The organism is Gemmobacter sp. 24YEA27 (assembly GCF_030052995.1).
GTDB lineage: Bacteria > Pseudomonadota > Alphaproteobacteria > Rhodobacterales > Rhodobacteraceae > Pseudogemmobacter.
On sequence record NZ_JASJPW010000001.1, the window covers coordinates 2,996,869 to 3,023,071 of the forward strand.

19 protein-coding genes and 3 pseudogenes are annotated in these 26,203 nt (G+C 63.9%); 12 read left to right on the forward strand and 10 right to left on the reverse strand.

Annotated elements, in window-relative coordinates; genetic code table 11:
- Nucleotides 1-57 precede the first annotated feature (57 nt).
- The 6 genes from QNO18_RS14960 to QNO18_RS14985 all read left to right on the forward strand — a co-directional run bounded on the left by QNO18_RS14960 (nucleotide 58) and on the right by QNO18_RS14985 (nucleotide 6,117).
- Nucleotides 58-507, forward strand: a complete 450-nt coding sequence (locus QNO18_RS14960; protein WP_283178311.1) for a paraquat-inducible protein A — start codon at nucleotides 58-60, stop codon at nucleotides 505-507.
- A gap of 81 nt (nucleotides 508-588) precedes the next feature.
- Nucleotides 589-1,500 carry an LLM class flavin-dependent oxidoreductase gene (locus tag QNO18_RS14965; protein ID WP_283178813.1) on the forward strand — a complete coding sequence of 304 codons (912 nt, stop codon included), beginning with the start codon at nucleotides 589-591 and terminating at the stop codon, nucleotides 1,498-1,500.
- Nucleotides 1,501-1,685: 185 nt separating this feature from the next.
- Nucleotides 1,686-3,044 carry a DNA repair protein RadA gene (radA, locus tag QNO18_RS14970; RefSeq protein WP_283178312.1) on the forward strand — a complete coding sequence of 453 codons (1,359 nt, stop codon included), beginning with the start codon at nucleotides 1,686-1,688 and terminating at the stop codon, nucleotides 3,042-3,044.
- A gap of 25 nt (nucleotides 3,045-3,069) precedes the next feature.
- On the forward strand, nucleotides 3,070-3,729 hold the full coding sequence (locus tag QNO18_RS14975; protein WP_283178313.1) for a CvpA family protein: 660 nt from the start codon (nucleotides 3,070-3,072) through the stop codon (nucleotides 3,727-3,729).
- Between the two features lie 121 nt (nucleotides 3,730-3,850).
- The gene (gene purF / locus QNO18_RS14980; protein WP_283178314.1) at nucleotides 3,851-5,326 is read left to right on the forward strand and encodes an amidophosphoribosyltransferase; all 1,476 of its coding nucleotides are present in this window, start codon (nucleotides 3,851-3,853) and stop codon (nucleotides 5,324-5,326) included.
- Nucleotides 5,327-5,457: 131 nt separating this feature from the next.
- Nucleotides 5,458-6,117, forward strand: coding sequence for an SDR family oxidoreductase (locus tag QNO18_RS14985; RefSeq protein ID WP_283178315.1), 660 nt, complete (start codon nucleotides 5,458-5,460; stop codon nucleotides 6,115-6,117).
- Here the strand turns inward: QNO18_RS14985 and QNO18_RS14990 are convergent.
- A pseudogene (locus tag QNO18_RS14990) lies at nucleotides 6,110-7,599 on the reverse strand (PLP-dependent aminotransferase family protein). The gene QNO18_RS14985 and the pseudogene QNO18_RS14990 overlap by 8 nt on opposite strands.
- Nucleotides 7,600-10,079: 2,480 nt before the next feature.
- Here QNO18_RS14990 and QNO18_RS14995 point away from each other — a divergent pair.
- Nucleotides 10,080-11,300, forward strand: a pseudogene (locus tag QNO18_RS14995) (aldehyde dehydrogenase family protein).
- 47 nt (nucleotides 11,301-11,347) lie between these two features.
- On the forward strand, nucleotides 11,348-12,076 hold the full coding sequence (locus QNO18_RS15000; protein ID WP_283178316.1) for a GMC family oxidoreductase N-terminal domain-containing protein: 729 nt from the start codon (nucleotides 11,348-11,350) through the stop codon (nucleotides 12,074-12,076).
- Between the two features lie 1,693 nt (nucleotides 12,077-13,769).
- Here QNO18_RS15000 and QNO18_RS15005 read toward each other — a convergent pair.
- Genes QNO18_RS15005 through QNO18_RS15030 form a run of 6 tightly spaced genes read right to left on the reverse strand, consistent with a single transcriptional unit; the run spans nucleotide 13,770 to nucleotide 19,230 of the window.
- Nucleotides 13,770-14,903 (reverse strand): substrate-binding domain-containing protein, encoded by a 1,134-nt coding sequence (locus QNO18_RS15005; protein ID WP_283178317.1) that lies wholly within the window; start codon nucleotides 14,901-14,903, stop codon nucleotides 13,770-13,772.
- A gap of 35 nt (nucleotides 14,904-14,938) precedes the next feature.
- Complete coding sequence (locus QNO18_RS15010) at nucleotides 14,939-15,088, reverse strand: hypothetical protein (RefSeq protein ID WP_283178318.1); 150 nt, start codon at nucleotides 15,086-15,088, stop codon at nucleotides 14,939-14,941.
- Entirely contained in the window at nucleotides 15,040-15,915 is an 876-nt protein-coding gene (locus QNO18_RS15015) for an ABC transporter permease (protein ID WP_283178319.1), read from the reverse strand. The genes QNO18_RS15010 and QNO18_RS15015 overlap by 49 nt, the downstream gene beginning before the upstream one ends.
- Nucleotides 15,912-16,868: an ABC transporter permease gene (locus QNO18_RS15020; protein ID WP_283178320.1), complete on the reverse strand. Its 957-nt coding sequence runs from the start codon at nucleotides 16,866-16,868 to the stop codon at nucleotides 15,912-15,914. The genes QNO18_RS15015 and QNO18_RS15020 overlap by 4 nt, the downstream gene beginning before the upstream one ends.
- A gap of 2 nt (nucleotides 16,869-16,870) precedes the next feature.
- Nucleotides 16,871-18,370 carry a sugar ABC transporter ATP-binding protein gene (locus QNO18_RS15025; protein WP_283178321.1) on the reverse strand — a complete coding sequence of 500 codons (1,500 nt, stop codon included), beginning with the start codon at nucleotides 18,368-18,370 and terminating at the stop codon, nucleotides 16,871-16,873.
- Nucleotides 18,367-19,230, reverse strand: coding sequence for a sugar phosphate isomerase/epimerase (locus QNO18_RS15030; protein ID WP_283178322.1), 864 nt, complete (start codon nucleotides 19,228-19,230; stop codon nucleotides 18,367-18,369). The genes QNO18_RS15025 and QNO18_RS15030 overlap by 4 nt, the downstream gene beginning before the upstream one ends.
- A 111-nt stretch (nucleotides 19,231-19,341) precedes the next feature.
- Here QNO18_RS15030 and QNO18_RS15035 point away from each other — a divergent pair, with 111 nt between their 5' ends.
- Nucleotides 19,342-20,385, forward strand: a complete 1,044-nt coding sequence (locus tag QNO18_RS15035) for an AraC family transcriptional regulator (protein WP_283178323.1) — start codon at nucleotides 19,342-19,344, stop codon at nucleotides 20,383-20,385.
- Nucleotides 20,386-20,730: 345 nt separating this feature from the next.
- Here the strand turns inward: QNO18_RS15035 and QNO18_RS15040 are convergent, their stop codons facing one another.
- Nucleotides 20,731-21,987 carry an MFS transporter gene (locus QNO18_RS15040; protein ID WP_283178324.1) on the reverse strand — a complete coding sequence of 419 codons (1,257 nt, stop codon included), beginning with the start codon at nucleotides 21,985-21,987 and terminating at the stop codon, nucleotides 20,731-20,733.
- A 207-nt stretch (nucleotides 21,988-22,194) separates the two neighbouring features.
- On the opposite strand from QNO18_RS15040, the gene QNO18_RS15045 reads away from it, so the two are divergent.
- Both QNO18_RS15045 and QNO18_RS15050 read left to right on the forward strand, forming a co-directional pair.
- Nucleotides 22,195-22,668 carry a carboxymuconolactone decarboxylase family protein gene (locus QNO18_RS15045; protein ID WP_283178325.1) on the forward strand — a complete coding sequence of 158 codons (474 nt, stop codon included), beginning with the start codon at nucleotides 22,195-22,197 and terminating at the stop codon, nucleotides 22,666-22,668.
- A complete protein-coding gene (locus QNO18_RS15050; RefSeq protein ID WP_283178326.1) occupies nucleotides 22,658-23,512 on the forward strand; it encodes a sigma-70 family RNA polymerase sigma factor in 855 nt (284 codons plus the stop codon). Before QNO18_RS15045 ends, QNO18_RS15050 begins: the two co-directional genes overlap by 11 nt.
- 30 nt (nucleotides 23,513-23,542) lie before the next feature.
- Here QNO18_RS15050 and QNO18_RS15055 read toward each other — a convergent pair whose 3' ends face one another.
- Entirely contained in the window at nucleotides 23,543-24,550 is a 1,008-nt protein-coding gene (locus QNO18_RS15055) for an NAD(P)-dependent alcohol dehydrogenase (RefSeq protein WP_283178327.1), read from the reverse strand.
- A gap of 139 nt (nucleotides 24,551-24,689) precedes the next feature.
- Between QNO18_RS15055 and QNO18_RS15060 the strand changes: the two genes are divergently transcribed.
- Complete coding sequence (locus QNO18_RS15060) at nucleotides 24,690-25,040, forward strand: helix-turn-helix domain-containing protein (protein ID WP_283178328.1); 351 nt, start codon at nucleotides 24,690-24,692, stop codon at nucleotides 25,038-25,040.
- Nucleotides 25,041-25,083: 43 nt separating this feature from the next.
- On the opposite strand, the pseudogene QNO18_RS15065 reads toward QNO18_RS15060, so the two are convergent.
- Nucleotides 25,084-26,181: pseudogene (locus QNO18_RS15065) on the reverse strand (IS3 family transposase); the annotation flags it as partial.
- Nucleotides 26,182-26,203 lie beyond the last annotated feature (22 nt).

Here is a 26,203-nt window from a genome sequence, read left to right on the forward strand (position 1 = left end):
GCGCCCCCTCTTCCGCGCTTCCCTTGACCTCGCGCTGAGCGGATGCAAGCTGCCGCCATGCGTTGGCTCAATCTCTCGCTTCTGGTTCTCTTCCCCATCGCCTGGTTCGCACCGCTGATGCGCGCGGCCCTGCTGCCGCTGTTCGGCATGGATGAGATATCCGTCATCACCGGGCTGCAAACGCTCTGGGGCACGGATCCCGCCCTTGCCTTGCTGGTGACCTTTCTCGCGGTGTTTGCGCCCTATCTCAAAACCATCGGCCTTGCGCTTTTACAGTTTGGCCTGCTTTCCCGCGCCGTGTTGCCGGTGCTGCAGTTCCTTGGCAAGCTGGCCATGGCAGATGTTTTCCTGATCGCGCTCTATATCCTTGTCGCCAAAGGCGCCGGCTGGGTCACGATAGAAACCGCCTGGGGCCTCTGGCTTTTCACCCTTTGCGTGCTTACCTCGATCCTGATCGCCTGGAATGCCGGGCGCATTCCCGGCAAGGAGCGACCTTCAAATGACTGATAATATTCCACTTTCTCTTCTTGATCTCGTCCGGGTGCGCGAGGGTTTGATGCAGCCAATGCGCTGTCCGAGGCCCAGAGTATTGCGACGGTTGCCGACCGCCTGGGCTATAACCGCTACTGGGTGGCCGAGCATCACAATATGGAAAGCATCGCCTCGGCCGCGACCGCAGTGGTGCTGGCCCATGCCGGGCAGCACACAAAGCGGATCCGGATCGGATCGGGCGGCATCATGTTGCCCAATCACTCGCCCTATATCATCGCCGAGCAATTCGGCACGCTGGCCTCGCTTTTCCCCGGCCGCGTCGATCTGGGCCTTGGCCGCGCGCCGGGAACCGATCAGGCGACCTTGCGCGCCATCCGCACCCCGGTCGGAGCCGCAGAGCGCTTCCCACAAGAGGTGATGGAGCTGATGCACTGGTTCGCGCCCGCGGATGAGCCGGGCTATATCCGCGCCTGGCCCGCCGCCGGAACCGAGGTGGATTTCTGGATCCTCGGCTCGTCGGAATTCGGGGCCATGCTCGCGGCAGAGCTGGGCTTGCCCTATGGCTTCGCCTCGCATTTCGCGCCTGATTACCTTGATGAGGCGCTGCATATCTACCGCTCGCGTTTCAAACCCTCGGCGCAACGGAACACGCCCTGGGCCATGGTCGGTGTCAATGTGATCTGCGCCGAGACCTCCGCCGAAGCCCGCCGCCTCTTCACCACCGCTCAGATGAGCTTTACCGGCATCTTCCGCGGCGCACGCGGCCTGTCCCAGCCGCCGATCGACGATATTTCAACCTATTGGAACATCCGCGAGGAAAGCCAGGTCTCCCGTATGCTTGGCTGCGCTGTCGTCGGCACTCCAGATGAGGTCAAAGCCGGGCTGAAGGCCTTGCAACTGCGGACACAGGCCGATGAATTCGTCATCGTCTCCGATATCTGGGACCCTGCGGCCCGCCGGCGCTCGCTGGAACTGACCGCTCAGGCCTGGGGGCTGTCTGCGGCCTGACCGGTCAGCCCGTCTCCTCTGGCACCCCGGCGGAAGCCTCCGGCGGGGATATTTCAGAGACAGAAAATGAGCCTCTCTTCTGCTTTCATTTTCTGTCCCTGAATATCCCGGGGGTGAGGCCCTGAAAGGGCCGAGGGGGCTGGCCCCCTCTTGCCCCCGCCTGCCCCGCCATGCGAGGTCAGAGCATGAGCAAATCCGCCCCCTCTTTCACCTGCACCGCCTGCGGCGCGAGTTCGCGCAAATGGGCCGGACGCTGCGATGCCTGTGGCGCCTGGAATTCGATCATCGAAGAGGCGCCGCTCTCCTCAGGTCCGAAACCGCTGGGCCCCAGGGGCAAGCAGGTCGCGCTGACGGATCTCGCGACAGAAGAAGCACCGCCGCCCCGCGCCACCTCGGGCATATCCGAGCTGGATCTCGTGCTGGGGGGCGGCCTCGTGCCGGCCTCGGCCATTCTGGTCGGCGGCGATCCGGGGATCGGGAAATCGACCCTTCTGTTACAGGCCGCCGCCAGCTTCGCAAAGACCGGGCTGAAATGCATTTATATCTCCGGCGAGGAGGCGGCAGCCCAGGTCCGGATGCGGGCACAGCGCCTTGGCCTTACCGATGCGCCGGTCATGCTTGGCACCGAGACCAGTCTGAGGGACATCCTCACCACGCTGGATGCCGAACGCCCGGGCCTTGCCATCATCGATTCGATCCAGACCATGTGGCTCGACACGGTCGCAGCGGCGCCAGGCTCGGTCTCGCAGGTCCGTGCCGCCGCGCATGAGCTGGTGAACTTCGCAAAACGGTGCGGCGTCGCCATCATCATCGTGGGCCATGTCACCAAAGAGGGCCAGATTGCCGGCCCGCGTGTGGTCGAGCATATGGTTGATACCGTGCTGTATTTCGAAGGCGAGCGCGGCCATCAGTTCCGTATTTTACGCGCCGTCAAGAACCGCTTTGGCGCCTCGGACGAGATCGGCGTTTTCGAGATGACCGGCCGGGGGCTTGCCGAGGTCACCAACCCTTCGGCGCTGTTTCTCGCGAACCGCGATGCGCCCGCACCCGGCTCTGCCGTTTTTGCAGGTATTGAGGGCACAAGGCCGGTCCTGACCGAAATACAGGCCCTTGTCGCGCCCTCGCCTCTGGGCACGCCGCGCCGCACGGTGGTCGGACTTGATTCGGGCAGGCTCTCGACCATCCTCGCCGTGCTGGAGGCGCGCGTCGGTATTCCTTTCACCGGGCTTGATGTTTTCCTCAATGTCGCAGGCGGCATGCGCGTGACCGAGCCCGCCGCCGATCTGGCCGTTGCCGCCGCGCTTTTGTCGGCGCGCGAAGATGTGGCGATCCCGCGTGACATGGTGCTTTTCGGGGAAATCTCGCTCTCGGGCGCGCTGCGCCCGGTATCCCAGACCGAAAACAGGTTGAAAGAAGCGGCGAAACTTGGTTTCACACAGGCGGCACTGCCCAAGGGATCGAAACCCGGCGCGCAGGGTGGGTTGAAACTGCGCGAAATGGCCGATCTCACGGCCTTTACGGGCGAGATGTTCGGGGCGGGCTGAGGCGCGTCCGGCAGGAGAGAGCGGAATGGACAATTTCACCTGGGTCGATGGCGGCGCGGCCCTGATCATCCTGCTCTCGGCGGTTCTCGCCTATTCGCGCGGCCTTGTCCGCGAAGGCATGGCGATTGTCGGCTGGATCGGCGCGGCCATCGTGGCCTTCATCTTCGCGCCCTCGGCCATGCCCATCGTGCGCGAGATCCCGATGGTCGGCCAGTTCCTCGCCGACAGCTGCGAGCTTTCGGTCGTCGCCTCCTTCGCAGCGGTCTTTGCCATAGGGCTGATCGTCGCGGCTTTGTTCACGCCCCTGTTCTCGTCGATTGTGCAGCGCTCGGCGCTTGGCGGCATCGACCAGGCGCTTGGTTTCGTCTTTGGTGTGGCACGCGGCGTGCTGCTCATCGCAGTCGCCTTCATCGTCTATGACCGCGCCCTGGCGAATCATTCGATCACCGCGATCGACAATTCCCGCACCGCCAAGGTCTTCGCAAATTTCCAGGCCTCGATCGACAATGCGATCCCCACCGATGCACCTGGCTGGATCGTGGCACGCTATAATGACCTGACCAATGTATGTTCGGCCGAAACCGCCCAGCCGGTGAGCCCGCCGCCCGCAAATGGTGAAACCGCGCCCGCACAAGACCCGGCAGCGGCGCCCATTCCGGCCCCGGTTCCGGCGCCGGCGCCCTGATCCGCGCCGGCTGTGCATTTGCGCAGCGCCCGACCTGCAACATATGCATGACAACGGGGGGTGACTCTGGCACTCTCAGCGACTACATCAGCCGCGAAGAAGCAGCCGGATCGGAGGCCACATGCGCCGTTTTCCCGCCCACCCGTTTGAACCCCTGAATGACGGGGACAAGCTGAAGGAAGAATGCGGGATTTTCGGGGTCATTGGCCTCGCCGATGCCGCGAATTTCGTGGCGCTCGGGCTGCATGCCCTGCAGCACCGCGGCCAGGAGGCCGGTGGCATCGTCACCTATGAGGCCGAAACCGGGTTCCATTCCGAGCGCCGTTTCGGCTATGTGCGCGACAAATTCACCTCTTCCGCCGTGATGAACCTGCTGCCCGGCGATCTGGGCATCGGCCATGTGCGCTATTCCACCGCCGGATCGAAAGGCACTGCCCAGATTCGTGATGTGCAGCCCTTCTTCGGCGAATTCGCCATTGGAGGCTGCGCCATTGCACATAACGGCAACCTGACCAATGCGGCGCGGCTGAGAAAAGACCTGATCGCGCGCGGCGCCATCTTCCAGTCTTCCTCTGATTCGGAATGCATCATCCATCTGATGGCGCGGTCCCTGCAGAAAACCCAGGCCGAACGTCTGAAAGACGCGCTGCGTCTGGTCGAAGGCGCGTTTTCCGTCATCGCCATGACCCGCACGAAACTGATGGGCGTGCGCGACGCACTTGGCGTGCGCCCGCTGGTGCTTGGCCGCCTGGGCGAGGGCTATGTGCTGGCCTCGGAAACCTGTGCGCTCGACATTATCGGCGCCGAGTTCATCCGCGAGATCGAACCGGGCGAGATGGTCGTGATCGAGAATGGCAAGATCGAAAGCTCGCGCCCCTTCCCGCATGCCAAGGGTCGCTCCTGCATCTTCGAACAGGTCTACTTCTCGCGCCCCGACTCGATCGTCGGCGGCCGATCGGTCTATGAGACCCGCCGCCAGATCGGCGTGGAACTCGCGCTGGAATCTCCGGTAGATGCCGATCTCGTCTGCCCGGTCCCGGATTCAGGCACCCCCGCCGCCATCGGCTTTGCCGCGCAATCGGGCATTCCCTTCGGCCTCGGCATCACCCGCAACCAGTATATGGGCCGCACGTTCATCGAGCCGACCGAGCAGATCCGCAATATGGGTGTGCGCCTCAAGCTCAATGTGAACCGTGCCCTTATCCGCGGCAAACGCGTGATCCTTGTCGACGATTCGGTCGTGCGCGGCACCACCTCGCGCAAGATCAAAGACATGATCATTGACGCAGGCGCGGCCGAAGTTCACTTCCGCATCGCGTCCCCCCCCACCGCCTGGCCCTGTTTCTACGGCGTAGACACGCCCGAGCGCTCGAAGCTTCTCGCCGCCACCATGACCGAAGACGAGATGCGCGACTGGATCGGCGTCGACAGTCTGAAATTCATCTCGCTGGACGGGCTCTACCGCGCGGCAGGCGAGGCCAAAGGCCGCAACAACCGCAGCCCGCAATATTGCGATGCCTGCTTCTCGGGCGAATATCCTGTCATCCCCGCCGACAAGCTGGATGAAGGTTTCGAGATGAAAACCGCCGCCGAATAACGCAGGCAGGACAGAGGCGCGGCCCCCGGCCGCATCCTCGCTGCCCTTTTTCATCTGTCCAGAAATATCCTCTGGGGGTCCGGGGGGCGAAGCGCCCCCGGCTTTCCAGCACCAGCTATCGGAGCCAGCTCATGTCCAGAACAGCCCTTGTGACAGGTGCCTCCCGCGGTCTTGGTGCCGGCCTCGCCGAACAGCTGGCGCTGCGGGGCTGGCATGTCATCGCGGTCGCGCGCACCACCGGCGGGCTGGAAGATCTCGATGACCGGGTCAAAGCCCAGGGCCTGCCCGGTGCGGGCAGCCTGACGCTGGCGCCGATGGACATCACCAATGAAGACGCCATGCGCCACCTGACCGACTCGATCGCCGCCCGCTGGGGCAGCCTCGGCTTCTGGGCCCATACCGCGATCCATGCGACCGCCCTTGCCCCGGCCTCCTCGGTCGATCTGAAAGACCTCGATAAATCCATCGCCACCAATCTGCGCGCGACCTCGCAGCTGATCACCCTGGTCGAGCCGCTGTTGCGCGCGGGCAAGGGCACCGCCCTGATCCCCGATGACCCCTTCCCCGGCACGGCCAATTCCGCCGCTTACGGCGCCACCAAAGCCGCACAGCTGGCGCTCGCCCGTGCCTGGGCGGCCGAGACACAGCGCATCGGCCCGAAAGTCGTGATCGCCGCCCCTGCCCCGATGCCGACCGCGCTTCGTGCCCGCTTCCATCCCGGCGAAGATCGCGCGCCCCTTGCCGACCCGAAGGCCGAGGCCGCGCGCCTCCTCGATCTCGCGCTCAGCTGACCGAAGCCATAGCCCGCGCGATCTTCTGGATCCCTTCGGGGATCCGCGCCGGCTGGATCGAGGAATAAGCCAGCCGGTAGTAATTCCGTGCCACACGTTCCGGGTCGAAAAAGCTCTGCCCCGGCTCGATCAGCACGCCCTCCTTGCGCAGATCCTGCGCCACCCGGGCAGTGTCCACATCCGCGCCCGCGCGCATCCAGAACGAAGATCCGCCATAGCCGCCCTGGCCCGCAATGGTCAGCCCCTCGGCCTGGATCGCCTCTTCCATCCCCTGGCGGCGGCGCCGGAACGCAGACCGCATCCGGTTGATCAGCGCATCATAATGGCCCTCGGCCAGGAAATAGGCGACGGTGCGCTGAATGTGACCCGGCGGATGTTTCAGCGCCATCGACCGCAAAGCCCGCGCCTCGGCGATAAACCCCGGCGGTGCCACCAGATATCCCAGCCGCATCCCCGGGAAGATCGATTTGGAAAACGAGCCCGCATAGATCACCCGCCCCGCCTTGTCCAAAGACTTGAGCGCCGGTGAGACTGGTTTCAGAAAGCTCATCTCGAATTCGTAATCATCTTCGATGATGATGAAATCCTCGCGGCTTGCAGCCTCCAGCAGCTTCAGCCGCCGCTCCAGCGCCATGGTCGCATTGGTCGGCGCCTGATGGGACGGCGTGACATAGACCACATCACCGCGCCGCACCTGACCACCGGGCGCAAAGCCCGCCAAAGGCAACCCGCCCTCATCAACGTCAAGCGAGACCACCTCGGCGCCCGAGACCTCCAGCACCCGGCGGATCCCCTGATAACACGGGTTCTCGATCACCGCGCGATGGCCGCGCGCGGGCTCGCCCAGCAAGATCTCGGTCGCGATCCAGAGCGCGTTCTGCGCCCCCATTGTCAGCAGCACCTCATCCGGCCCCGCTGCGATGCCACGCCGTGGCAGGATCACCCGCAGGACCTGTTCGATCAGCGCAGGATCGTCACGCTCATAGAAATCCGAGGTGAGGGTCGAAAAATCCCGCCGCCCCAGAGCCCGTAACGCGCAGGCCCGCCAGTTCTGATGGTCAAACAGCGTGGGATCGGTCTGGCCATAGATAAAGGGCCAGGGATAGCACTCCCAGTCATCCGGGCGCTCGACACCCTGCATCGCGCGGGTAAAGCGCCCGCCCGAAAACGCATGATAATCAACCTCTTCGGCAGGGCGGGCGGGGCTTGGAAAATCCGGCGCGCGGGGGCATTGTCCGAAACATAATAGCCCGAGCGCCCGCGCGACGTGAGATAATCGGAGGATACCAGGTCGCCATAGGCCAGCGTGACGGTGATGCGCGAGATCCCCAGATGTGCCGCAAGCCCGCGCGAAGAAGGCATCTTCTGCCCCGGCCGGAAACGCCCCGAAAGGATCCCCTCAGTCACCATGGCCCGGATCCGGCTTTGCAGCGTCCCCGCCGCGCCGGACGCCAGAAAGAATGCCTCGACTGGAATCGCCATCTGCCGCCCCTCCGACTGGACCGAAACCCACGACAAGACTGGCCATATACGACACCGGTTACAATGAAAAGCGGCTTGCCCCAGGGGCCAGGGGTGCGAGCGCGCGCGGCCCCCGTCCGCCCGTCCGGCGGCCTCGCCCGGGATGTTCAAGAACAGAAGAAAGGTGCAGCTGATTTGATCGTCGTTAATTTCTGCCGGCGAAGAAGGAATCGGATCGTCTGTAAGCTATTGAAATCACGTCTCCCAGTTCGGCGCATTCAGCCGTTGCGTCATGGCTGCCTGCGTCAGGTGACACAAGGCAGGCATCGCCAGCGGCCATCGCTTCGGCAGTTGCCGATCTGGCCTGGATCGGACGGCTCTCTGCATTCCTCACCCAGACGGAAGCCGCGATCTGCAGAGCCGTACCTCCGATCCATCATAGCGCATCGGCCAGAGCAACCGCCCGCCGGCGTGGATGCGGGTTGGAGGGAAGGACTACCTGCTGACGGACGGCATGGCACATAACCGCCGGCGACCATCGGCCCATCTGACCTCATGGTTGCTGAACAGATCGTTGCGTGGGTCCTCTGACCAAACCAATAGTCACCAAGGGCCGAACAACGTCGAGAGACTGTGTTCTCCGACACAGGTCACGGCGAGGCCGATCTCGGAAATGACATGGCAAGCCTCGTCCACCGGCACGCAGGTTCTCCGGCTGCTGCAATGATGCCCGCCATGATGCCCTGCCACGATTTCAGCGAGGCCCGCGCGCGCGCCGATCCACATCAGTCCCCGGGAAGCCCGCTGCAGCCTGACAACTCGGCCCGCTGGTGGCGCCACAAATGCAGGCACCGGCAGGTTCAGACCAGGGGCGCAGATCAGGGCGTTGGCTTCGCGCCCCCCGCGCCAGGGCCGGTCGCGGCGCTGAAATTCGCAGGATCGCTGTTGGTCCTCAGCGCAGCGCCCCGGTGCCAGGAGATAAGATCGCTCTACTCAGATCGCAAGCAATGCGCCCTGTCAGAAAGCCGGCGAACATGGTGGCCGCAAGGAAGACCAAATCCGTCATATCATCCCTGACCATGATTGCGCCGCGCAGCTCCGGTCCACCGTCTTGCCTGCACTGACCTTAAGGGTGAACCGGATGCCGGGGGGCGCCACCATTTCGGCACCCGCGCAGCTTCGGGGCCGACAGGGGTCGCCCAGATCCACGACGCGGCGCCTGGGGTCCTAAGCAAGGATCAAAACGCCTTCGGCCCGCTTCAGATCCGGTTCGGCGCGGATGACCCTGACACCCCTGTCACCCGCGCGATGGTGAATGCTCCGGGGCCTCATAAAAGATGGTTACAGGGGCACCTTTCCAGGATCCCGGACACGGCATTCAATCATTTCCGTGCAGCCGCGCGGCGCAATTGTGTGGAGATCAGCACAGGCCGCAAGCGCCGCGCTCTCTCCATCATAGGCCTCGTTCCTGCAGCGGCGGTTTTGGTTATCAGGTTTGTCGGCGCGGTCACTTCTAACCCCTCGACACCTGCAACCTGCAGGTTGCGCAGAAGCCCGGCACCATGGATTTCCGAGCACTTTACCCTTACACGGCGCAGATCGCCGAAGGACCCTATCGACGTCTGCATGGAAGGATCACCTTGCCGCCTGTTCGGGAAGATCTCCGTGCTGAGAACGCGGCAACTTGTGGTCGTCGACGGCCGCGCCATGCAAATCCTTGTGCGTATCGACACCACCGATGACGTGAGTTTCTTCAGAATAGGGAGAATGGGCCGCGCAGGCGCAGACCGGACCGCCCGCCCGCTTTGCCGTGCAGCATCTGCGCTCTTTCCGTGACACACCCGACGCATTTCCCGATGCCGCGGCACGCGACCGACCGGCTTCATCGAGGTGCATCTGGCCCGTCCGATCGGGTCGGCCTTTGGCCGCCCGCTGATGGCGGTCTTACGTCGGATGCGGTTACAGACGGCACCACGGAAGCTGGAGGAGAGGCTGCATCATAACCAGTCCCGGCCGACGCTGCGTCACGGGTTCGAACATCAGGTCCGCTTTAGCAATAGTTGCGCGAGGCGTTCGGAACTGTTCCACGCCAGATGCGCAGCGTTCTGCATCAGTTCGATCTGCAAAAGGCTGATGAGCGCCAGAGCGATAGGCTGCGGGGCGATAAGGATACCGGTTAGACCGGAAAATCCCTGCTGCCGTGCCGATAATTGCGGATATTTCTGCCTTAAGACATGTCACATGCTGATCCCGAAGCCCCTGGCATCGCCTGCCTGCGGGAAAAAAGACCAGGAAGACGTAAAAGCCCTGTCAGATGCCTACAAGCAAAGCGCGCTGCGAGAACTCTGTCCGCCGTGGCCGGATCACAACAGCTGAGGTCAGGTATCGCGAAGACCGCTCGCCCCTCGTCGGCGGTCTGATCCCTGAATTGGGCCCCCGGCGCCCGCCGATACGGATCTGGCTTTTACGGCGCCCTGGAAAGCCGCGCCCGGCCGGGAGCTATATCGGCGCAGCCACGCCCGAACAAGCTGCTGAAGATGGTAGACCGGGGAGAGCCCCATGACCCGGAGCTCGCGCTGGTCAAATGCCGGGGCAACGGCTCGCCGTTCCGCGAATGTGTCCATGCCAGTTTGTCGAAAAGGCTGGACCAGATCCGCTATTTCGCCGCCGCGCTGCGGGCCAATAGCGGGAAGTCCTCGGATATAGATGCCACCACGATCGATCCTGGGCTGCATGAACCCGACGGCGTCGCGGGCCGCCTCATTCCCTGGAATGCACCGCGCCTGATGGCCTTAATGAAACTGCGGCCTGCCTGAGAAGTGCGCAATTCCATGATCCTGAAAACAGCAAAAGAGACGCCCTGCGCGATCACCCGTCTGGCCGAGCTGATCGCCACCCTGCCGCCGCCCGCTGTGCTGAACATGGCACAGGACTTTAGGGCCGAGGCAGGGCATGCCCAGGTAATGCATCCGGGCTCAAAGATGTGCCTTCACCACAAGGCCTCGACTGGCAAGACCCTCATGCGCAATGCCGCTGACAACCGGCCCGTGCGGCCCGACCCTGGCGGCAAATCGCCCAATATCTTCATGCCCTCAACCAGGGACAAGGATAACGACCTGCTGCCGAAAGCCGTCGAGGGCTTTCTGATCTACCTCTGCTATCTGGGCGAGGTCTGTGCCTCGCCCGCACGCGCGCTGGTGCATGAGGACATTTATGATGCCTCCATGGCCGAGGTCCGCAAACTGATTGCGCAGATTGGTCCTGGACACCCGTTGGAGATGAGCACCGGCATGGGGGCGATGACCTCGAAAGAGCAATTCGACACGGTTATGGGCTATTTCAGGATCGGCCGGGCCGAAGGCGCTACGGTCGCCCATGACGACGGGATCTACACCATGCCGGGCTGCGAAACCGCTGATTGTATCCAGCCTGCATCCATTAGGGCACTAATGATTAAGCACCTCGCGCGGGGAACTCCTCGGCCCGGTGACCACCGCGATCGCTTCAAGCCTGAGGCCGAGGCGCTGGCCATTGCAAGTGACACCGAACTCGGCCTGACAGCGGGTATCTGGAGCGGCAATTACGACGAGTTCCAGCGCTTCTCCAAAGCCATGCAGGAGGGCAGGATCTGGTGCAACGGCTATTTCCTCAGGCCTGGCCATAGCTCTTTCAGCGGCCACAATCATCGGGCTTCAGCCGCGAGATGCACTAGGTTGCGCTGAGCGGGGCGCGCGGCTGGGATACAGCGCCCCGGCCCCAGACAATGGTGATGGACCCTGGCACCGGCCACAAGCGGGACGACATCGCGTGGTTTATAGGCCATGCCGTTGGGGAGGGCGGGACAACAATCAGCACGACGATCTGGGTCCGACCGCCCCTCTCCGATTTCGATGGCCGGGCCAAGCCCTCGGGTGACGCCGCCCGGTGCTATGACGCCGCGCTGAAAATCTTCCGTGATAAGATCCGAGAACCGGCAGGGCGCGGACAGCCCGTATCGCAGCAAGGGCGGCAGTGCCCTAGGCAGGAAGCAGCGAACCCGCCCACGATTGCTTCTGCATTGCCCGTGGCCGCCGCGAAGCCCGGCCTGCCCGCCATGGTGGATCTGAATGGCGCGCATGAGGTAGGTATCGGCGGCTTTGCCCGTCTGAACCAGATCATCGGCGAAGGACGTTGGGTGAACATTGCGCGGGCCTATCTTTACCGGGTAATCGACCGACCACATATCACCGTGCTGGGAACGCTTCTTGTAACGGGGCTAGTGATCAAGGGCGGCAAGGTCACCGGTATCAGGGCGCTGCGCGATGGCGCGCCCCTCACACGTCGCGCCGCGCGCGAGCTGGTGCTGTCGGCGGGCGCCATCCGCACTCCACAAATCCTGAGGCTGTCCGGGATCGGTGGTCGTGATCATCTGCCGGAAAACGGGAACGGATCTGTCCTGGATGCGCCCGACATGGGCATGAATGTCCACGACCATCTCCTGCATGGCGGCAGTATCTGAGAAAGCTCCGATGCGATGGAGATTGCGAATTCGATCGCCAATGTCTCGGGGTTTTGGAACTTCGATCCGCGCGCCGACCGGCCCGACAAAAACATCGTGCAAAGCGAACGTCCTGTCTGAACCGCATGGAAGGGAATCGAGGGGCTGCGCTTAACACCCGGGCCATCATGGCCACCTGCGTTGTGCCCGGTTAGAGTCGTGCGGCGCTGATCCTGCTCCGCCGACCAATTGCGCGGCGGCATTGCACCTGATGTCCTTACCGCCAGTGACCATATGTGAATCCGGTCGCCCGTTACGGCGAACCTGAGATCTGCCGCGCAGCCCCATGATGGGCCACCTGACACGCCCGTGCCGTCCCACTGTCTTGGCCAGGCGGCATTGACCAGACCCGCCGCCGCCGCCGCAATGGGGCGGCTCTTTGCGCCTGCGATGACCTGACCCGTCCGTCAGGTCGCAGAGACCCACGGGCCCCACGTGAGGCGACAAAGAACCCGTTCCATATTTGGGGATGACGCAGGAACAACCGGAGAAATCTGCTGCAGACGCCCGACATTACCCGCCATGACGGCAATTAATATGCTCAAGGGTCGCAGCATGGCTGAAATCACGATGAAACAGAGCCAGGGACCCGCAGAGAGTATCCACGTCATCCTCTCCTCTGGGCTGATACAGAGATCCCCATGCCGTAAGACTTGTCCAGGGCATCACGACGTGACGCATAGCCCGACGGCAGGCCGGCGGCATCATCAGGCGTCTCTGCCCCCCACTTCCAGGAATGGCGGAAACGGCCCGTGTCCATCGCCGCAACCGAAAAGGAATGGCCCTCTTGCAGGACCTTGTCGCCGAAATGGGTGCCAGAGACCCGGCGCCGGCTCTGCGTCCGGATACCAAGGAACTTTCGGGGCCGCGACGGTTCCAAAACGACTGGCGGGTCCGAAAATCTTGCGGGAAGTCAGACTGACGCCAGAAGCTTGCGACTGCAAATACCGTCCGCGTCCCGGCTGCTATCTCGGCATCTGTAACGGCGTGGCCCACAGTTTTGCCAGACAAAAACGGGCCCATGCTGCGATATCTCACAGGCCGAAATGCGGTCTAGATGTAATCAGTATGAAAGTGGCGTGACGTATGCTGCGGCCAGCCGCGTGGCTTATCGCCGGGGATCAGGCCGGGGATCAGGCCGGACTGATGCTGCATGTGCATGACCCTGACATTCTGTCTCACCCAGCCGGAGAGCTCGTTTTGCCTCTGCACCCGGCGGGATGCGGAACTGCGTGTGATCACGCTGAGACCCCATGCCTGCCTCTGGCGCTGCACTCAGGCCGGTCAGACGCGGGCGCCGGTCCTTCGGAGAGGGACTGTGACGGGGCAAACCATTGCCAGACCAGCGCTTGGGAAAACGCGTTCAGGCCGCTTCGAGCCGCGCTGACACCCGGACCCGAGATCTCTGGCCGGTCACAAACGGCGCCCGCGTGGCGACAGAGCCTTCTGCGGCTCCAGACCAATCGGGGCCGCGGGCTTTTTTGCGGCACTCTTCCAGGCTGGGGTGACCGGCCTGCTCAGGGCCAGTCATGCGCGGGCGCGCGCCTGAGCACCGGAGCCCCCGGCCCCGAGCCGCAATCCGCAGCCCGAGCCGCAGCCGTACGACACTGCCATCCTGGTCCGGAAGGCAGTGTCGCCTGATCAACAGCTTATATCAGTCGCTGCCGCCCCAGCGTGCGGGATAGCCGGGCAGATCCTGGCAGCCGCAGAGGCTGTAATGCAGCGGCGGGAGCTTCTCGTCGATATAGCCATCGCGGGTTTCGGCGGTGATCGCGGGCTGCGGCAGCACCCATTCCGGGCCAGGAACCGGCTTGCCATCAAGAATCTCAAGCGCGGCGATGATCGGGGTCCGCCACTGATACGTCGGATAGGACGGCGCGATCGCGGTCAGATTCTCATCGCGCCATTTGCGCAGGAAATCCTGCTGATCCTCGCCCGAGATCACCGGATAGGGCAGACCGGCATCCTCGAAAGCCTCAAGTGCAGCGGTTGCGGTATCGCCCGCATCCATCCAGATCGCATCGATCTGAATGCCACGGTTCAGATAATCCTCGACCACGGATTTCGTCTTTGCCCGGTCGGAGCCGGTGAATTCAGACCCGACCACATTGAGGCCGGCCTCATCAAAGATGTTCTTTGCCGCCGAATAGCGGGTCTCGAGCACATCGACGCCTGGCACGATGCGGAGCGCCAGAACATTGGCGCCTTTTTCCAGACTGGCCGCGATGAACTCGCCCGAGGAAATCCCGAAACCATAGCCGCCGACCGGGTGGATATAGGTCACCGGCGCGGTGGTATTGACGCCCCGGTCAAAGACCACGACCGGCAGCTTCGTTGCCGCCGCTTCGACCGCCGGGGTCAGGGCCGCGGTCGTATTCGGCGAGACGATCAGCACATCGCATTTGCCGCCCGCCACCAGCGCCTCGATATCGGCGATCTGCTTTTCATCCTTACCCTCGGCATCGACGACGATCAGTTCTTTGATCCTGTCGCCCTGCGCCTCGGCTTCGGCCTGGAAGTTGTGCATCCCCACCACGCGCCAGGGATTGAAGATCCCGGCATTCGAGAAACAGATCGTGGCCGGGCCGTCCTTTTTCCATTTGGCGGTATCGACCATGCTGTCGCCCAGATGCTGGGCCCAGGGCTGGCCTTCGGGGCCTTGCGGGGTCATCGAGAGCTGCGCGCGCTGTCTGGCGAATTCTGCCGGATCGTTGAACTCCTGGGCGCCTGCAGCACTGGCCAGGGCAAACAGCGCCACGGTGGTGGCAAGCATTGCTTTCTTCTGCATTATGTCTCTCCTCCTCATTGGTCCGAAATAAGAACTCAGCTGCGGCGACGGGTTCGCCATGCGGTCAGGCCGACCGCCAGGATCAGGATCAGCCCCTGGATGCTGTCGCGCAGCGCCTGCGGCAGCCCCATCAGGTTCAAAAGCGTGAACAGCGCGAACAGCGACAGCGCCCCCAGATCGCGCACCAGATCGTGCCGCGTCCGCCCAGGAGCATAGCGCCACCGATCACGCAGGCCGCAATCGACTGCAGCTCCAGCCCGGTACCGGCATTGACCGAGACGCCCGAAAAACCACCCAGCAGGATCCCCGCCGTCACCGCCGCCAGCGACGAGATGACAAAGGCGGTGATCCGGGTGCGGGCGACGGGGATGCCCGCCAGTTCGGCCGCGCGCGGGTTGTCGCCCACCGCCAGCGCGCGCTTGCCATATCCCATGCCATGCAGGCCCCACCACAAAAGCGCGCAGACCACGACCAGCACCAGCGCCGCCATCGGCAGCGTGCCGATCAGCGGCACGTCACGCCATTGGAACCGCCCCGGATCACGGAAATTTTCGGGCAGATCACCGCGGGCAGCCCCTCCGGACCAGGCAAGCGCCAGCCCGTTCAGCCAGAGCATCGTGCCAAGCGTCGCGATGATCGAAGGCACTTTCAGATATGCGACAACCAGCCCGTTAAAGAGCCCGATCGCCGCGCCCATCAGGTATAAAAGTGCGATCACACCCCAGGTCGCTCCCGGATCTCCGTTGATCAAAAGCGCCGCCGCCGTGACGGTAAAGGTGACCACCGCCCCCACCGAGAGGTCAAACCCGCCGGTCAGGATCACGTAAATCTGCCCCGAGGCGAGGATCACCAGCGGTGCCGCCCGGCGCAGGAAATTCATGAAAAGCCCGGGTTCCAGATAATTCGGCTGGATCAGCACAATCACCGCATAGAGCCCGAAGAACAGGACAAGGCCTGCATTCACGGCAATCCGTGCCGCCTCTACGCGGGGGGTGTTCGGGGTCTCGCTCATGCCACATGCCCCCTGCCGCGTATTGCATGGACCGCGACCGCCGCGATGATGATAAAGCCGCGCAGCACCTGTTTCAGGAAGGCGTCGATCCCCAGCATGTTGAAGCTCGCGTCGAGGCTGGCGAAGAGAAACACGCCGGCAAGGGTTCCCGCGATACCGCCTTTGCCTCCGGCCAGCAGGGTGCCGCCGATCACCGTCACCGCGATGGATTCGAGATCATAAATGCCGTCGCGGCCCAGCCAGGGCGTGCCCGCCTGCACCCGTGCCGCGAGGTAAAGCCCGGCGAGACCCGCGAAAAGGCTGCAGATCACATGGGCGGTCAGGATGACCCAGCCGGTTCGGATACCTGCCAGCCGCGCGCCTTCGGGGTTGCCGCCCACGGCAAAGATCCGCGCGCCAAGGACCGTGCGGTTCAGCACGAAGGCCATGGCCAGACCAAGACCGAACAGCGCCAGCACCGACCAGGGAATGCCGAAAAGGCTGCCATAGGCAAGGTGCTGAAACGCCGGCGCGACCGAGCCGCCGAGGAGTCCGTAGCCGGCCGAGAGCACGCCTTGCAGGATCAGCCCGGTGCCCAGAGTCGCGATCAGCGGATTGATGCCCCCGAACGCCACCAGCGCGCCATTGACCAGCCCGACCGCCAGCGCAAACCCCAGGCACAGCAGAACCGCAGGTACGATCATCGCCGGATCGCCGCCCATCATCCAGGACGCCAGCACCGCCGTGCCGGAAATCACCGCCGCGACCGACAGGTCGATCGAAGCCACCAGGATCACGAAGGTCTGGCCGATTGCCACCAGCCCGAGCGCCACCATGCGCTGCAAAAGCCCGGTGATCCCCTGAAGGGAAAACTGCGCCATCTCGCCGGTCGCGACAGCCGTTACGACGAAAATCACCAGTGAGATCAGCAAAAGCACCGCAGCCACCGAAAATTGTGGCCTGATCTTCCCCATCTTCATGCCGCCACCCCCAGCGAGAGACGCATGATCTCCTGCTCGCTGGCGCCGCGGGGCAATTCCCCCTGGATCGTGCCGCGATGCATCACGAGAATGCGGTCGGAAATCCCGATCAGCTCGGGCAGATCAGAGGAGACCACGATGATGCCGCGCCCCTGATCGGCGGTGTCGCGCATGGTCTGATAGATCGCCGCCTTGGCCGCGATGTCGATGCCCCGCGTCGGCTCGACGAATAAAAGCACCGCCGGGTCCAGCGCCAGCCAGCGGGCGATGATCGCCTTTTGCTGATTGCCGCCGGACAGCGCGCCGATGTCCTGGCCGTAATGGGCCGCGCGCACATCCATCCGCGAAAGCCCCGCGTCGAGTGCCTCTTTAGCAAAGACCCCTGCCCCGGGCCGGGCCCAGGCGGGCCGCATGGCGCGCAGCGCAAGGGCCGCATTATCGCGCACCGACTGGCGCAGCGTCAGCCCCTCGCGCTTGCGGTCCGCCGGCAGATAGCCCAGCCCCGCCGCAATCACCCGGCGCGGATTGCCCAGCGGCATCGGCTCGCCCGCCAGCCGGGCGGTACCCCCTTCGGGGCGCAGATCGCCTGCAAGCAGCCGCGCCAGCTGGCCCTTGCCGGAATCCTCCAGCCCGGCCACGCCGAGGATCTCGCCCCGCCGCAGGCTCAGGCTGATGCCGGGCAGACCGGCGGCCCGCACATCCTGCAGCTGCAAGACGGTCTCCCCCGGTGCGCTGACCGGGGCGGCAGGGTAAAAGTCCTTCAGATCGCGCCCGACCATGGCCGAAACAATGGCTGGGATCGTGGCCTCCGCCTGCGGACGGGTCCAGACCAGGCGGCCGTCTTTCAGCACCGTCACCCGGTCGCCAATCGCCGCAACCTCAGGCATCCGGTGGGAGATATAGACCAGTGCCACCCCCTGCTCCCGCAGCGCGCGGATCAGATCCAGCAAATGCCGCGCATCGCGGTCGTCCAGCGCGGCGGTCGGCTCGTCCAGCACCAGAATCCGCGCGTCAAGCAGCAGCGCCTTGGCAATCTCGACCAGCTGCTGTTCCGCGATGGAAAGCTCTGCCACGATATCATCCGGGCTGATCCGCGCGCCCACACGCTGCAGCAAAGCCACGGCCCTCCCCCGCATCGCGGCACGGTCAAGCAGCATCCCGGCAAAGCCCTTCCGCACCAGCTCATGCCCCATGAAGATATTCTCGGTCACCGAGCGATGCGGCAGCAGGCTGAGTTCCTGATGGATGATCGCGATCCCGGCCTGCGCCGCCTCACGCGGATGGGCGAGGAGCATCACCGAACCGCCGATACGGATCTCGCCCGCATCGGGACGGTAGCTGCCGCCCAGCACTTTCATCAGCGTGGATTTCCCGGCGCCATTTTCGCCGCAGATCGCATGAACCTCGCCGGGCAGACAGTCGAAGCTCACCGCATCCAGCGCCCTGACGCCGGGGAATTCCTTCGAGATTTCGCGCATTTCAAGGACCGGATTCATGCCGTGAGGCCCTCCCCGGCAAGCGCCCATTCGCGACGGATGAAAGCCGCACTATCGGCAAAAAGCGTATCGAGATCGTCAAACAGATCGCGCCAGACCCGGGTCGCTCCGGCCAGTTCCGGCAAAGCGCGGCCAAAGGCCTCGACCGTCAGCCAGCCGTCATAGTTGCAGCGGCGCAGGGCCTGGAAATGCGCCCGGAACGGCACATGTCCGGTGCCAGGCACGCCGCGGTCATTTTCCGAGACATGGAAGTGGTTGATTTCGCGGTGATACCGCTCATAGGTCGCGGGCGCGTCCTTTTCCTCGATATTGGCGTGGAAGGTGTCGAACATATAGCCGTAATTCGGGTGATCCACCTCGTGGAAGATACGCGAGGCCTCGGCCATGGTGGACATCATATAGCATTCAAAGCGGTTCACCGCCTCGGCGGACACCCTGATGCCGGCGTCGCCCGCATAATCGGCCAGCGCCCGCATGGCGTCCACACAATGGCCGCGCTCGGTGTCGGTCGGGCCAAGGCCGGTAAAGACCCCGACCGGCGAATGCAGCGGGCCTGCGATGATCTCGCCGCCCATCGCATGGGTGCAATCAACGATCCAGCGGTGATGATCGCGGGCCCTGGCGCGAATGGCGGGATCGGGGCTGACCGGGTTCGCCTCGGGCGTGGCCACGGCGGCGGCCCCGGGCGTGATGCCGAGATCGGCAAGGATGCGCCCGATGTCACGATACTGCGCCGGATTTCCCGAAAAAACCGGGATCTCCAGCGCGTCATAGCCATGCGCCTTCAGCCGCGCCAGCTGCGGCGCATGGGCCGGGGTGATCCCGGCCCCGATCACCAGCAGATTGAAGGCAAGCTTCATCGTCAACTCCTCTTCCCGGCAGCCAAGGTGACAGACTTGACAGAAGCTGACTTGCACGGATGATCACTGGTAAAAATCTTAAGTCATATTTCTGCGGGGAGGCGGAACGCCATGAATGAGATCAGCCCGTTCCGGGAGGTGCCGCTTTGCGAAAACCGCCGTCCAACCGTGTTTCGCCAGCCGGATTCGATGATGTATGCCGATAATTGCCGCGAATTGCAGGCCGCCGCGCGCCGGGGCGAATGCGAGCTGCATGCCTGGACCCGTGGCAGCTATCCCGGCACGGGGCTCGGGGATCTTCTGCCCGGGATCTGCACGGTCGGCTTCTGGGATGCCAGGCACAATCAGACCTGGGGCCTCGCGCGGCATTGCAATGAAGGGTTCAAGATTGCCTGGCTGGCCCGCGGGCGGCTGGATCTGGTGGTCGACGACAGAAGTTACGATCTGCGGCAAGGCCAGTTCATCGTGATCCGGCCCTGGCAGCAGCACGCCATCGGCGCGCCGCAAGTCGGTGCCAGTCGCCTCGTATGGATCCTGCTGGATGCCGGTTTGCGCCGCCCGTCCGAGCAATGGCACTGGCCGGGCTGGATGCTGTTTTCCGACGCAGAAGCCCATCACCTTGGCCAGCTTCTGACCCAGAACATGCGGCCGGTCTGGGATGGCAATCCCGACCTCGCGCGCGGGTTTGAGGCCCTGCCGCAGATCCTGACCACCCGCAGCCCCGAAGAAGGCGAAAGCCGGCTGAAGCTTGCGATCAACGCCGTGATGCTGTCCCTGATCGAGCGGATGGCCGCGCAATCTCCGGAACTGGACCCGCAGCTTTCCACATCACAGCATACGGTGGCGATCTTTTTGCGCCGCCTGCCCGATGCTCTGGCCGAAGACTGGACGCTGGATGGCATGGCCGAGGAATGCGGCCTGTCGCGCACCCGCTTTGCCGATCTGTGCCGCCAGCTGACCAACAGGACCCCGCGCCAGTATCTGCAGCATCTGCGGCTGGACCATGCGCGGGGCCTCTTGTCCGGGAACTATCCCGCCAGCGTCACCGATATCGCCTTTGCCTGCGGGTTCAATTCCAGCCAGTATTTCTCGAACGCCTATCGCAAGCGGTTTGGCGAGGCGCCCCGGAATACCGGGCAGGTGGCGGCGCAATGAGGCCGGCCATGTACGCCCGTGTAAGTCCATGTAGACCACGCCTTTGCCGCAATTCTTTTGAAAGGGTCGGCGAGCATTTGCGATGAGCGCTGGTATCTGCCCGTCAGACCAGCCACCGCTGATGTGAGGTCAGGACGGTGACTTTCGCGGCGTCACCACCGATCAGCCTCATGCGGCGACACCCCCTGCAAAGCGTCGCTGTAACGACCAACGGCGCCGGGCCATCGCATCACGCGGTGCCTTCCTTCTGGGGGCGCCGGTCACTTCGTCGGCGAGCCTGCCCCTCCCTTGGGCGCAGATATAGCAGCTGACTGCGGCAAATGGGGCAAATGGGGCAACGGGCCGTCAGCGCCTGCCGGGCTCTGGCGGGACGGCTTTCGCCAGCAGCACGGGTGACAGAAAACCCGCCAGTGCCACCAGTCCGCTGACCACGCCCATCGCCACAAAAAGCCAGCGGATGCCGATCATCTCACCCACCGGCGTGGCGATGGCAAGGCCGACCGGGGCGGCAAGCCCCATCATCGTCGCCATCAGCGACAGGGCGCGGCCCTGCAGATGGTTCGGGACCCGGGTCTGGATCAGGACGGTCAGCGGCGCATTCCCCAGAATGAAGGCCAGGCTGCTGACGACCCAGAACACCACTGCCAGCCAGAGCATCGTCCCCGGCATAAGCGCGGCCAGCGCGAAGGCAAAGCAGGACAGCGCAAACCCCCAGAGGATCCACAGCACCAGCCGTTTCGGAGCCAGCGCGGTTACGATGATGCCGCCAAGGATCATGCCCGCACCGCCCAGACCCTCGATCACCGCGACCTCTGTCGGGCCGCCGCCGAAATGCTCTTTCACCAGCAAGGGCACCAGCGTGAAGGAGGGCATCAGCACCAGAACCACCGCCGTCAGCAAAAGATAGACCCGCCACAACACGGCATCACCCCTCACCAGCGTCACGCCCTCACGGAACTCCGCCCAGAGGCTGCTGCGCTGGTCTTTCCGCATACGGGCCTGCGGGATCGCATAGATCAGCAGCGGCACAATGCCCAGAACGGCGGTGACAACGTCGATGGACAGCGCATAACCGATAGGCATGACGCTGATCGCCAGCGCTCCCAAAGGCGCGGCGGCGATGGTGATGATCCCCATCAGCGTCTGGTTCAGCCCCGCCGCGCGCGGCAAAAAACTGACCGGAACCAGCATTGCCGTGCTCGCCGCCGCCGCCGGCTGCTGAAAGGCCTGCATCGCACTGCGGATGAACATCATGGTGTAGATGTGCCAGAGCTCGATCCGCGCGCTCAGGAACAATGCGATCAGCACCAGCATGCACAGGGCACTGACCAGATCGGCGACGATCATGATCAGGCGGCGACTGTAGCGATCCGCGAGCGTTCCGCCCAGCGGCCCCAGCAATGCCTGCGGCAACAGCGCGACCAACCCCGCCAGGGCCAGCGCCGAGACAGAGCCCGTGCTGTCGGTGATCCACCAGATCAGCACAAATTGCGTCATGGCAGAGCCGATCAGCGAGGCTGCCTGCCCGCCGAAGATCGCCCAGAACCGCCATTCCCAGCCGGGGCCGGGATCGCGGGCGGCGCTCAGACCTGTATCCGTCATGGCTGCGCCCCGCCTGGTCCCGACATAAGCAAACTCCCTCACGGCATTTAGTCAGCAACCCACCGTCGCTGACGCATAACGATGGCTGGGATATCCCGCAGGCGCATCAGGTACCGAAAACCTGATCTCCGGAAAAAATCCTCACTCCATGTCACATTCCGCTATGCTGCCTCGTCATGCAGGTATCTGATCAAAAAGGAGAGACCGATGATACCCCGCATGACCGATTACTTCAAACGCGCCGAAGCCGGGTTCAGGCCGCTCTACGCGCTGGAAGCCGCGCTGAAGTCCGGCCCGCTGGAGGCGCCGCTCCTGCATCTGATCAAACTGCGCGCCAGCCAGATCAACGGCTGCGCCTTTTGCATCCACATGCACACGGCCGAGGCGCTGAGAGACGGCGAGACGTCGCTGCGCCTGCATATGCTGGTCGCATGGCGCGAAAGCCCGCTCTATTCTCCGCGCGAACGCGCAGCCCTCGCCTGGACCGAAGCGCTGACGCTGCTGGCTGAAACCGGGGCGCCGGATGCCGACTGGGAGGCGGTGAAGGCCGCTTTCAACGAAGATGAGCGCGCCTGGCTGTCGATGGCCGTCGCCGCGATCAATATGTGGAACCGGGTGCAGGTCGGCTTCCGCGCCGCCCATCCGACTGAACTGCCCGGCGAACAGAGCCATGCCGCCTGATCGCCACACCGAAATCTTCGAGACGCAGTGGCCCCGGCTGCTGCGTCTTGGCTACCGTATGCTCGGCTCGCGCCATGATGCCGAGGATGTGGTGCAGGAAGCATATCTGCGCTGGCACCACAGCGATCAGGGGGCAGTGCTTGAACCCGCTGCCTGGCTGACCCGGGTGGTGTCGCGCCTCTGCCTTGACCAGATGAAATCCGCCCGCGCCCGGCGCGAGGCCTATCCAGGCACCTGGCTGCCGGAGCCGCTGATCGAGCCGGAGGAGGACGCGATGCGCCCCGACAATCTGACGCTGACCCTGATGATGGCGCTGGAGCGGCTCTCCCCGCTGGAGCGCGCGGCGTTCCTGCTGCATGACGTCTTTGGCCAGCCCCTCGAAGAGATCGCCACCACAATCGGGCGCAGCCCCGCCGCCACGCGCCAGCTGGCAAGCCGGGCACGGGCGCATGTGAAACTCGACCGGCCCCGACAGGAGATCCCACGCGAAAGGCGCGATAGCCTGGCCCGCGCCTTCTTTGACGCCTGCCTGTCGGGCGATGCCGAAAGACTTGGCGCGATGCTGGCAAGCGATGTCAGCGTGCAATCCGACGGCGGCGGCAAGATCCGCGCCTTCGACATCATCCGGGGCAGCGACCGGGTCAGACGGCTGTTCCAGGGCATCACGCGAAAGTTCGGCCCGATCGAGCTGTTGCGGATGGTCAGCATCGACGGATTGCCGGGCTACCTCACCCGCGTCGGCGGCATCTTGCAGACCACCGCGCTGGAATTCGACGGCGAGCGTATCGCCAATATCTATATCACCCGCAACCCCGACAAACTCGACGGGATTGCGCTGCACTGACGGGATACGGCTCCGGTCTCCGGATCTGTCTCACCAGGTCAGGCAGATCTTGCCAAAATGCCGGCCCGCCTGCTGCCAGGCGAAGGCCCCGGCGATCTCTTCCAGCTTCAGGCTGCGGTCAATCACCGGCCGCCAGCTGAACGCCTCCAGCGCGCGGACCATGTCGCGCTGGTCTTCGCGGCTGCCGACGATCAGGCCTTGCAGCTTTTGCTGCCGCGCCATCAGTTCCACCGTCGCCACTTCGCCGGAATACCCGGTCAGCACGCCGATCAGGGCAATATGGCCGCCCACCCGACAGGACCGGATCGACTGGGTCAATGTGGCCGGGCCGCCGACCTCGATCACGATATCCGCGCCGCGCCCGGCTGTGGCTTCCATCACCGCCACGCTCCAGTCGGGGTTTGCGACATAGTCAATGACCGCATCGGCCCCGAGATCGCGCAGACGTTCCGCCTTGGCAGCGTCTGAGGTGGTGGCGATCACCCGTGCGCCCATCGATCTGGCCATTTGCAGCGCGAGGATCGAAACGCCGCCGCTGCCCAAAACCAGCACGGTATCGCCCGCTTTGATCCGGCCATCGACCACCAGCGCCCGCCAGGCGGTCAGGCCCGCCGTGGTCAGCGTCGCCGCTTCGGCATGGCTGTAGCCTTTGGGGGCATGGGTGAAGGCGCTTGCCGGCAGCGTCACGCTTTCGCGGGCAAAGCCATCAATACCATCCCCGGGGACCGTGGCAAAGCTGCCGGGCATGTCACGGCCCGATTGCCACTCGGGAAAGAAGCAGGAGACCACCGCATCGCCCGGCGCGAATTCGGTGACATCTGCGCCAATGGCCGTCACGACGCCCGCGCCATCCGCCATCGGGATCAGGGCGCCATCTGCCTTGCGCGGCCGGGTCACCACCAACAGATCATGGTAATTGAGCGAGCTCGCATGCAGGCGCACGGTGATCTCGCCGACACCCGGCGCGGCAGGTTCGGGCAGATCGACCAGCCGCAGATTCTCAAGGCCGCCCGGAAAGGCAAGCTGTATCGCTTTCATAAAACTCACTCCGGTTTGGGGCGGCCTTTGTGACCCTGCCATTGCCCGACAGACTAAAGCGTTGTAGTCAATTCTCGCAAGAACGCACAAATTTCGCATATACTTACAAAAATGTAAGTTATGGACGACTGAGGGAAAGATGCGCAGGCTGAACAGCAAAAGCGGTTGTGCGGTTGAGGTGACGCTTTCTGTTATGGGCGGCACCTGGAAGCCGATCATCCTGTTCCATCTCTTGCGCGGCCGCATGCGCTTCAGCGATCTGGGGCGGGCGATCCCGTCTGTCACCCAGCGGATGCTGACCCTGCAGCTGCGCGAGCTGGAAGAGGCTGCGATCATCACCCGCACCGTCTATCCCGAGGTACCGCCACGGGTGGAATACGACCTCACGCCCCTTGGCCAGACGCTGGAGCCGATCCTTGTCTCGATGCGGGACTGGGGGCAGACCTACACCGGCGCGGCGCCGGTGTCAGACCCATGCACGACCGCCTGAAAGGTCGGCAGATCCGGGTTTCCTGGCCGCCTGCGCGCCTCATCTTCTGCTGCCGTTTGAACCCGGTGGGCGACAGCATTCCGTTCCTAGCATGCCTGCGCTTTGGTTTGCAGAACATCGCGATGCAATCGAACACGTCCTGGCTGACGTTTTCTGTGGTCCGCTGGGTTCTGCGTCTGATCCGCTCTCGCCTGCGGGATTGAAAAAGCTCCCGGCGACGGCGTTGACGTGACAATTACCGCGGCGGCTCCTGAAAGGCTTGGGATCGTGGGCGCGCTGGAGCGCAGCCAACTCCATGCTGGTGAACTGGCTGCTCTGATCGGACTGGACCTGCACGTTTCCTTGCGGCTTGCGCCGGCAGATGGCCATGAGCAGGGCCTGCAAGACCACATCCGTTGTCTGTCGGCTTGGCATCGAGCAGCCGATCACTCGCCGGGAACAGCAGTCGATGACTACGACAGGGCAGGCAAAGCCCTCCTGAGTTCGGATGCAGGTAATGTCGGTCACGCATGCCCTCTCTGGCGCATCGACATCGAACCTCCGGTCCAGAGTGTTATCGACCACGACCGATGGTTTGCCGCCATACCTGCCGGGACGCCGCTTACAACCGATTTTCGCCTCGATCCCTGCAATCTGTACCAGCCGGGCAACCTGGTTCGGGCAAGTGCTTTCGCCTGCTCAATCAGGGCATTATGAAGCTTGCGATAGCCGTAAACCTTGCCACTCTCGGCCCAAACCTTGTGCAGCAGTTCAGGCTGGCGCCTGTCTTCTCGGGCTCCCACCCTTATCGGAGCCTGTAGCCACGCATAGAACCCGAACATGGCGCGAGCGGAAAACTGCACCCGATGCTCGGCCACAAACGCGTGTCTCACTTTGCATCCCGCGCGAAATACGCGGTGGCTGTTTTTAAGATGTCACGTTCCTCCGACACCCGAACCAGCGCGCGCTTCGGCCGCCTGATCTCAGCGTCTTTCTCTGTCTCGCCCGATGCCGCCTTCGTGAAATTGCGCTTCCATGCACAGAGCGAGTACTTGCTCACCCCAAGCCGCTCTGAGACCTCGCTGACCGGATAGCCCCGCTCGGTGATCTGTACGACCGTATCGGGCTTGAAGTCGTCGCTGAAAGCGCCTGTGCCCGTCATGAGCTCCTTGCCTCAGAAATAG

What these genes read in the sequence shown, in the direction of transcription:
- QNO18_RS14960 (WP_283178311.1), top strand. Translation starts at nt 58, where the DNA reads ATGCGTTGGCTCAATCTCTCGCTTCTGGTTCTCTTCCCCATCGCCTGG.
- radA (WP_283178312.1), top strand. Translation starts at nt 1,686, where the DNA reads ATGAGCAAATCCGCCCCCTCTTTCACCTGCACCGCCTGCGGCGCGAGT.
- QNO18_RS14975 (WP_283178313.1), top strand. Translation starts at nt 3,070, where the DNA reads ATGGACAATTTCACCTGGGTCGATGGCGGCGCGGCCCTGATCATCCTG.
- purF (WP_283178314.1), top strand. Translation starts at nt 3,851, where the DNA reads ATGCGCCGTTTTCCCGCCCACCCGTTTGAACCCCTGAATGACGGGGAC.
- QNO18_RS14985 (WP_283178315.1), top strand. Translation starts at nt 5,458, where the DNA reads ATGTCCAGAACAGCCCTTGTGACAGGTGCCTCCCGCGGTCTTGGTGCC.
- QNO18_RS15000 (WP_283178316.1), top strand. Translation starts at nt 11,348, where the DNA reads ATGGACCCTGGCACCGGCCACAAGCGGGACGACATCGCGTGGTTTATA.
- QNO18_RS15005 (WP_283178317.1), bottom strand. Translation starts at nt 14,903, where the DNA reads ATGCAGAAGAAAGCAATGCTTGCCACCACCGTGGCGCTGTTTGCCCTG.
- QNO18_RS15015 (WP_283178319.1), bottom strand. Translation starts at nt 15,915, where the DNA reads ATGAGCGAGACCCCGAACACCCCCCGCGTAGAGGCGGCACGGATTGCC.
- QNO18_RS15020 (WP_283178320.1), bottom strand. Translation starts at nt 16,868, where the DNA reads ATGGGGAAGATCAGGCCACAATTTTCGGTGGCTGCGGTGCTTTTGCTG.
- QNO18_RS15025 (WP_283178321.1), bottom strand. Translation starts at nt 18,370, where the DNA reads ATGAATCCGGTCCTTGAAATGCGCGAAATCTCGAAGGAATTCCCCGGC.
- QNO18_RS15030 (WP_283178322.1), bottom strand. Translation starts at nt 19,230, where the DNA reads ATGAAGCTTGCCTTCAATCTGCTGGTGATCGGGGCCGGGATCACCCCG.
- QNO18_RS15035 (WP_283178323.1), top strand. Translation starts at nt 19,342, where the DNA reads ATGAATGAGATCAGCCCGTTCCGGGAGGTGCCGCTTTGCGAAAACCGC.
- QNO18_RS15040 (WP_283178324.1), bottom strand. Translation starts at nt 21,987, where the DNA reads ATGACGGATACAGGTCTGAGCGCCGCCCGCGATCCCGGCCCCGGCTGG.
- QNO18_RS15045 (WP_283178325.1), top strand. Translation starts at nt 22,195, where the DNA reads ATGATACCCCGCATGACCGATTACTTCAAACGCGCCGAAGCCGGGTTC.
- QNO18_RS15050 (WP_283178326.1), top strand. Translation starts at nt 22,658, where the DNA reads ATGCCGCCTGATCGCCACACCGAAATCTTCGAGACGCAGTGGCCCCGG.
- QNO18_RS15055 (WP_283178327.1), bottom strand. Translation starts at nt 24,550, where the DNA reads ATGAAAGCGATACAGCTTGCCTTTCCGGGCGGCCTTGAGAATCTGCGG.
- QNO18_RS15060 (WP_283178328.1), top strand. Translation starts at nt 24,690, where the DNA reads ATGCGCAGGCTGAACAGCAAAAGCGGTTGTGCGGTTGAGGTGACGCTT.